Raw genomic sequence first — 6,866 nt, 5'->3', positions numbered from 1 at the left:
GGTGCACCTCGCCGGCCTCGATGGCACCGGCGGGGTCGGCGCCGTCGGAGGTCCACCAATGCCCGCGGTCCCACACGACGACGTCTCCGCCGCCGTACTCGCCGGACGGGATCACGCCTTCGAAATCGGCGTACTCCAGCGGGTGGTCCTCGACGTGCACGGCAAGCCGCTTCGCCGCGGGGTCCAGCGTCGGGCCCTTCGGCACGGCCCAGCTCGCCAGCACGCCGTCCGCCTCGAGCCGGAGGTCGTAGTGCCGGCGTCGCGCGCGGTGGCGCTGCACCACGAACCGATTTCCGGCCGCAGCCGCACCTTCCGCCCCGGCCGGCTCGTCCGTGCGTGTGAAGTCGCGCTTGCCCCGGTATTTCGCCAATCGATCGGCTCGCGAATCAGCCACCCCGGTGCTATACCCGATTTCCGCCTGCGGCAAAGATCCGGACTCCGCCGTTCCGCACGCACCCGCACGAAGGGCGCGCGGAAATGCAGCGAAATGCGCGTTCCCGGCACACCGAACAAATACCTTATTCATGACAACGTTTTCGGTGACGGTGGTCCGCGCACTAGGGTGCACCGCGACAACTGACAGGCGAGGTGCCGCGAAGAAGGCGGCACACCGGCCGTCCGGGTTGGACGGTCTCGGAACAGCGAAGGATGTTTGCCTTGGCAAACGCAGACTCGGCCGATGTTGAATCGGGCGAATATTCGGTAAACGACGTCACGGTCACCGAGCCGGGAGTGATCCGGCGCGCCGTGGGGGCCGCCGCGATCGGCAACGTCACGGAGTGGTTCGACTTCGGCGTGTACTCCTACCTCGCGGTCAAGATCGAGAGCGTTTTCTTCGCCGGCCTCTCCCCGACGATGAGCACGATCGCCACGCTCGGGACCTTCGCGGCGGCGTTCCTGGTGCGCCCGTTCGGCGGGCTGTTCTTCGGCCCGCTCGGCGACCGGATCGGCCGCCAGAAGGTGCTGTCGCTGACCGTGATCATGATGGCGATCAGCACGTTCATCATCGGCATCCTGCCGGACTACAGCACGATCGGCGTCGCGGCGCCGATGCTGCTGCTGCTCGCCAGGCTGCTGCAGGGCTTCTCCACCGGCGGTGAGTACGGCGGCGCGATGGCGTTCATCGCCGAGTACGCGCCGGACAAGCGCCGCGGCTTCCTGTGCAGCTTCCTCGAATTCGGCACCCTGACCGGCTACGCGATGGGCGCGACGTTCGCGACGCTGCTGGAGGTGCTGCTCAGCGAGGACGCGCTGCTGAGCTGGGGCTGGCGCATCCCGTTCCTGATCGCGGGCCCGATCGGCGCGATCGGGCTGTACCTGCGGATGAAGCTGGAGGAGACCCCGGCGTTCGCCAAGATCGCCGCGGAGTCCGAGTCCCGCGAGGGCAACCAGACCCTGGCCGAGTTCCGCAAGATCTTCGTCAACCACTGGCCCGCGATGCTGGTGTGCGGCGGGATCGTGCTGGTGTTCAACGTGACCAACTACGTGCTCACCAGCTACATGCCGACCTACCTGACGCAGACGCTGCCGGAGTACGGCCACGCGGGCACGGACAGCACGGTCTCCCAGGTCTTGCAGATCATCGTGCTGGTCCTGTCCATGGTGCTGATCACGTTCGTCGGCAAGCTCAGCGACAGGATCGGCCGCAAGCCGGTGATGTACACCGGCTGCGTGCTGCTGGTGGTGCTGTCCATCCCGGCGGTCATGCTGCTGAAGACCGGTGGGACCGTGGCCACCTTCTGCGGGCTGGCGCTGATGGGGTTGATGCTGCTGTGCTTCAACTCCACCTCGCCGTCGACGCTGCCCGCGCTGTTCCCGACCGACATCCGCTACGGCGGGCTCTCGATCGCGTTCAACATCTCGGTGTCGCTGTTCGGCGGCACGAGCGCGACCGTGATCGCCAGCCTGATCGCGGTGACGGGCGACTTGAACACCCCCGCCTACTACCTGATGGGCGCGGGCGTGATCGGCGCGGTGGCGGTCTACTTCGCCAAGGAATCCGCGGGCAAGCGCCTGCCGGGTTCGCCGCCTGCCGCCGTCGACCACGCGGAGGCGCAGCAGCTGGCCACCAAGGCCGGCTGAGCCCGCGCGACGAAAACGGCCCCGCCGCCCGGGCATTCCGGGCGACGGGGCCGTTTCGGGTTTCAGCGCCGTCTTGGAACCCGCTCGCTGCCGACGGGTTCTAAGAAAGCGGGCTCTCAGCGGCTGGTTCGCAGCACGGAGCGGGTCCACGTGGTGATCGCTCCGGCAATGGCGAACAGTCCGGCGGCTTCAATCGACAGGGCCACGACGATGTGGTTCATGGAGATCTCTCCTGCGGCTAACGCGATTTTGATCGGTCATGGGAGAAAACGCCGCATTAGCTGATCTTGGGTGCTTAGACGCTGCGCCCGCCACCGGTTCTGCTCTTCATCTCCCGCCCTCTGCATCGCTGCGCCCCGGACCGGTATTTCACCCGATCTCGCTCGCCGCGGGTGAGGTATGCCACAAGCCGTTCGGGCCGTTACACGACCGCCTCATCGGCGTCTTCCTGCACCTCATCGCCCCGCACGGGCAACGTCGCGAACGCGGCGGGCGGCTCCTGCCACGGCGAGGCCAGCGTGCCCGCGCGCGCATCCCGGATCGTCTGCCACACCCGCTGCGGAGTCGCGGGCATGTCGACGTGGCGAACCCCGAGGTGGCTGAGCGCGTCGACGACCGCGTTCTGCACCGCGGGCGTCGACCCGACCGTGGCGGACTCGCCGATTCCCTTGGCGCCCAAGGGATTGTGCGGAGTATCGGTCTCGGTGTTGACGACCTCCAGCGCGGGCACGTCCGCCGCCGAGGGCATCGCGTAGTCGGCCAGCGTCGCCGTCGCCGGGTTGCCGTCCTCGTCGTAGGACATCTGCTCCCACAGCGCTTGCGCGATGCCCTGCACCGCACCGCCCTGCTGCTGACCGCGCACCAGCTTCGGGTTCACGATCCGGCCGCAGTCGTCGACGGCGATGTGCCGCAGCGGCGTCACGAAACCCGTTTCGCTGTCGATCTCCACCACCGAAACGTGCGCGCCGAACGGGAACGTGGCGCCACCCGGCTGGAAGTCGGTGGTGCCGGAAAGTTCGCCGTCACCGGCGACCCGCACCAGCTCCGCCCAGCTCACCGTCGCGCCGGGAGCCCCGGCGACGCCGAGCCCGCCGTCGGTGACCCGGATGTCGTCCGGGGACGCCTCGAGCCTGGCCGCGGCGAGTTCGCGTGCCTTGCGCAGCACCACTTCCCCGGCTTCGCGCACCGCGCTGCCGCCGACCTGCAGCGAGCGCGAGCCGCCGGTGCCGCCGCCGCGCGGGACGGTGGCGGTGTCGGACTGCACGAACTCGACCGACTCCATCGGGATGCCCAGCAGGTCGGAGACCAGCATGGAGAACGCGGTGGCGTGGCCCTGCCCGTGCGCGGAAGTGCCGACCTTGATGGTGGCGCCGCCCTCGTGCACGTCCACTTCGGCGAACTCGCCGGAACCGCCGCCGGTGATCTCGACGTAACTGCTCAGGCCGATGCCCAGCAGCTTCGGATCGTCCGCGGCGCGGCGCCGGGCCTGCTCGGCGCGCAGCTGTTCGTAACCGGCGATCCGCAGCGCCTCGTTCAGCGCCAGGTCGTAGTCGCCGCTGTCGTAGCCGGCGCCGGTCAGCGTGGTGTACGGGAACTGCTCAGGGCGCAGGAAGTTGCGGCGGCGCAGCTCGGCCGGGTCGATGCCGAGCTCGGCGGCGCCCATGTCGATCAGCCGCTCCAGCATCGCCGCGGCCTCCGGCCTGCCAGCGCCGCGGAACGCGCCGACCGGGGTCGTGTTGGTCAGGACCATCACGCCGTCGTAGCTCAACGCCGGGAGGCGGTAGACGCCCTGGGACATCAGCCGGGTCGGGCCGAGCGCGAGCGAACCGCCGAAACCGGCGTAGGCACCGGCGTCGCCGACCACCCGCGCGCGCAGGCCGACGATGTCGCCTTCGCGGCTCAGGCCCAGCTCGGCGAACTGCACCTGCGCCCGGCCGTGCGGCATCGACTGCATGTTCTCCGAGCGCGACTCCACCCACTTCGCGGGCTGCCCGAGCTCGCGGGCGGCGGCGATCACCACCAGGTATTCCGCGGCCGCGCCCGCCTTGCCGCCGAACGCGCCGCCCACGTGCGGGGCGATCACCCGCACCCGCTGCTGGTCCCAGCCGAACGAACCGGCCAGGCCGCTGCGCAACCCGTGCGGCATCTGCGTGGAGGCGTAGACGGTGACCTCGTGGTCGTCGTCCGGTCCGCCCGCGATCGCGGCGAAGGCGTTGCCCTCCATGGGAACCACGGCCAGCCGCTGGTTCTCGATGCGGGCGCGCACCACCACGTCGGCGCCCGCCAGCACGTCGGCTCCGGCGGCGTCCCGATAGCCGCTGGCGATGTTCGAGCCGTGCTCGGGGAACTGCGCCGGAGCGTCCGGGGCCAGTGCGCCCACCGGGTCCACCGCCACGTCCAGCGGGTCGTAGTCGACGTCGACGAGTTCGAGCGCGTCGGCGAGCGCTGCGGTGTCCTCGGCGACCACGGCCACCACCGGTTCACCGGCGAACCGGACGCGATCGGTGGCCAGCGGCTCGCGGGTGAAGTCGCCGACCGGGATGAACGCCTGCACCGGCGGCAGGTCCAGATCCTTCGCGGTGTAGACGGCGACCACGCCCGGTGCGGCGGCCGCAGCGCTCGTGTCGATTTCGGAGATCAGCGCGTGCGCCAGGGGTGAGCGCACGAAACCCACGTGCAGCACGCCTTCCAGCGGCAGGTTGTCCACGTAGGTGGCGCGCCCGCGCAGCAAATCCGGGTCCTCGACCCTGTTGACCTCGTTGCCCAGCAGAGATCCGACCATGATCCGAGCCTAGCCGTGGTGGCGGCCGCTGCACAGCCTGTGTCGGCACCGACCGGTGCGGGTAGCCGCCGGGACGAGCCGACTACGGAGGTGCTGCCCGTGCAGGCACTGACCTGGCAAGGACCGCGCGAGGTGCGCGTCGAGCAGGTGCCCGATCCGCACCGCGAGTCCGGTACCGATGCGCTCGTGCGGGTCACCTCGAGCGCGATCTGCGGATCCGATCTGCACCCGCCCGCGCGGGCACCGCAAGGCTACGACCAGTTCCAGCGCACGACCGGCGGCACGATCAAAGTCCTGCTCGAGACGGGGTGACTCATGGTCCGCTTCGGCTACACGTTGATGACCGAGCAGTCCGGGCCGCGCGCGCTGGTCCGGCACGCCCCGCTGGCCGAACGCGCGGGGTTCGATTTCGCGGTGATGAGCGACCACTTCTCGCCGTGGCTGGACACCCAGGCGCACTCCCCTTACGCGTGGAGCGTGCTGGGCGCGGTCGCGCAGGCCACCGAGCGGATCGAGCTGATGACCTACGTGACGGCGCCGATCATGCGCTACCACCCGGCGGTGGTGGCGCAGAAGGCCGCGACGATCGGGCTGCTGTCCGAGGAGCGGTTCACCCTCGGGCTCGGCGCCGGGGAGAACCTCAACGAGCACGTGATCGGGCAGGGCTGGCCGCCGGTGAACGTGCGGCACGAAATGCTCTCCGAAGCGGTGGAGATCATCCGGGCGCTGTCCGGCGGCGAGTACGTCAACTACACCGGGCGGCACTACCGCGTGGATTCGGCGAAGCTCTGGGACGTTCCGCAGCGTCCGGTGCCGATCGGCGTCGGAGTGTCCGGGCCGCAGTCGGTGCGGCGGTTCGCGCCCGCCGCCGAAGCGATGATCTCCACCGAGCCGCGGGCCGAACTGTGCCGGGGCTGGGACTCGGCCGGCGGCGGTGACCGCAAGATCGGGCAGCTGCCGGTTTCCTGGGGGACCGACCGGGACGCCGCGGTGCGCCGAGCGCACGAGCAGTTCCGCTGGTTCGCCGGGGGCTGGAAGGTCAACGCGGAACTTCCCGGCCCGCCCGCCTTCGCCGGGGCGACGCAGTACGTGCGGCCGGAGGACGTGGCGGCCACGATCCCGTGCGGCCCGGACGTGCAGCCGATCGTGGATTCCGTGTCGGCGTTCTGGCAGGCCGGGTTCACCGACGTGGCGCTGGTGCAGATCGGCGGCGACGACCACCAGGACGGGTTTTTCGAGTTCGCCGAACGCGAGCTGCTGCCCGCGCTGCGCAAGGCGTCGTCCTAGGAGGTCTGCGATGAGCGGCGGAATCCGCGTGGTGGTGCTGGGCGGTACCGGCAACATCGGAACCAGCACCGTGCAAGCTCTGGCCAGCGAGCCGGGTGTGGAAGAGGTCGTGGCCGCCTCCAGGCGCCGCCCGCGGAGTTCGTTCGGGCCGAAAGTGCGCTGGTCGCACGTGGACATCAGCAACGATGACCTGACCGAGGTCCTCTCGGGCGCGGACGCCGTGGTGCAGCTGGCCTGGATCTTCCAGCCGACGCACGACCCGATCACGACCTGGCGCAACAATGTGCTCGGCGGGCTGCGGGTGTTGCGGGCGGTCGCGGCCGAACAGGTGCCCGTGCTGGTGTTCGCCTCATCGGTGGCGGCCTACTCACCGGGCCCGCCGCAGCGGGCGGTGGACGAGAGCTGGCCGACCGACGGCTGGCCGGGCGCGGCCTACTCGCGGGAGAAGGCTTACCTGGAGCGCTGCCTGGACGAGTTCGAGCGGGCGCACTCGGCGACCCGGGTGGTGCGGATGCGCACCGCGTTCTCCTTCAAGGAGCAGTCCGCGGCGCAACAGCGGCGGCTGTTCCTCGGGCCGTTCGTGCCGAACCGGGCGGTGCGCCCGTCGCTGGTGCCGATCGTGCCCGCGTTGCCGGGGCTGCGGTTCCAGGCGGTGCACAGCGACGACCTCGGCGCGGCCTACCGGCAGGCGGTGCTGCGGTCGTCGGCGCAGGGC

5 protein-coding genes and 1 pseudogene are annotated in these 6,866 nt (G+C 70.4%); 4 read left to right on the top strand and 2 right to left on the bottom strand.

Translation table 11 applies throughout. The annotated features are described in order from the left end of the window. The coding region (locus IJH84_RS27970; protein WP_295150921.1) for a DNA polymerase ligase N-terminal domain-containing protein at positions 1 to 394 on the bottom strand (394 nt) is incomplete at its 3' end. 263 nt (positions 395 to 657) lie between these two features. Here IJH84_RS27970 and IJH84_RS27965 point away from each other — a divergent pair. Beyond that, positions 658 to 2,082 carry an MFS transporter gene (locus IJH84_RS27965; protein ID WP_295150919.1) on the top strand — a complete coding sequence of 475 codons (1,425 nt, stop codon included), beginning with the start codon at positions 658 to 660 and terminating at the stop codon, positions 2,080 to 2,082. A gap of 421 nt (positions 2,083 to 2,503) precedes the next feature. On the opposite strand, the gene IJH84_RS27960 is transcribed toward IJH84_RS27965, so the two are convergent. Continuing rightward, complete coding sequence (locus IJH84_RS27960; RefSeq protein WP_295150917.1) at positions 2,504 to 4,864, bottom strand: xanthine dehydrogenase family protein molybdopterin-binding subunit; 2,361 nt, start codon at positions 4,862 to 4,864, stop codon at positions 2,504 to 2,506. A gap of 99 nt (positions 4,865 to 4,963) precedes the next feature. Here IJH84_RS27960 and IJH84_RS27955 point away from each other — a divergent pair. The 3 genes and pseudogenes from IJH84_RS27955 to IJH84_RS27945 all read left to right on the top strand — a co-directional run. Beyond that, positions 4,964 to 5,092 (top strand): annotated as a pseudogene (locus IJH84_RS27955) (glutathione-dependent formaldehyde dehydrogenase); the annotation flags it as partial. 87 nt (positions 5,093 to 5,179) lie between these two features. Next, complete coding sequence (locus IJH84_RS27950; RefSeq protein ID WP_295150915.1) at positions 5,180 to 6,151, top strand: TIGR03557 family F420-dependent LLM class oxidoreductase; 972 nt, start codon at positions 5,180 to 5,182, stop codon at positions 6,149 to 6,151. 10 nt (positions 6,152 to 6,161) lie between these two features. After that, the coding region (locus tag IJH84_RS27945; protein ID WP_295150913.1) for an NAD-dependent epimerase/dehydratase family protein at positions 6,162 to 6,866 on the top strand (705 nt) is incomplete at its 3' end.

The sequence above is a fragment of the Saccharopolyspora sp. genome (genome assembly GCF_017434145.1).
GTDB lineage: Bacteria > Actinomycetota > Actinomycetes > Mycobacteriales > Pseudonocardiaceae > Saccharopolyspora_C > Saccharopolyspora_C galaxeae.
The sequence above is the reverse complement of the archived record's forward strand: the minus strand, read 5'-3'. Positions and strand labels throughout refer to the sequence as shown.

Bases quoted from the DNA above. Each gene is read 5' to 3' on its own strand.
- IJH84_RS27960 (WP_295150917.1), bottom strand. From the start codon at position 4,864: ATGGTCGGATCTCTGCTGGGCAACGAGGTCAACAGGGTCGAGGACCCG.
- IJH84_RS27950 (WP_295150915.1), top strand. From the start codon at position 5,180: ATGGTCCGCTTCGGCTACACGTTGATGACCGAGCAGTCCGGGCCGCGC.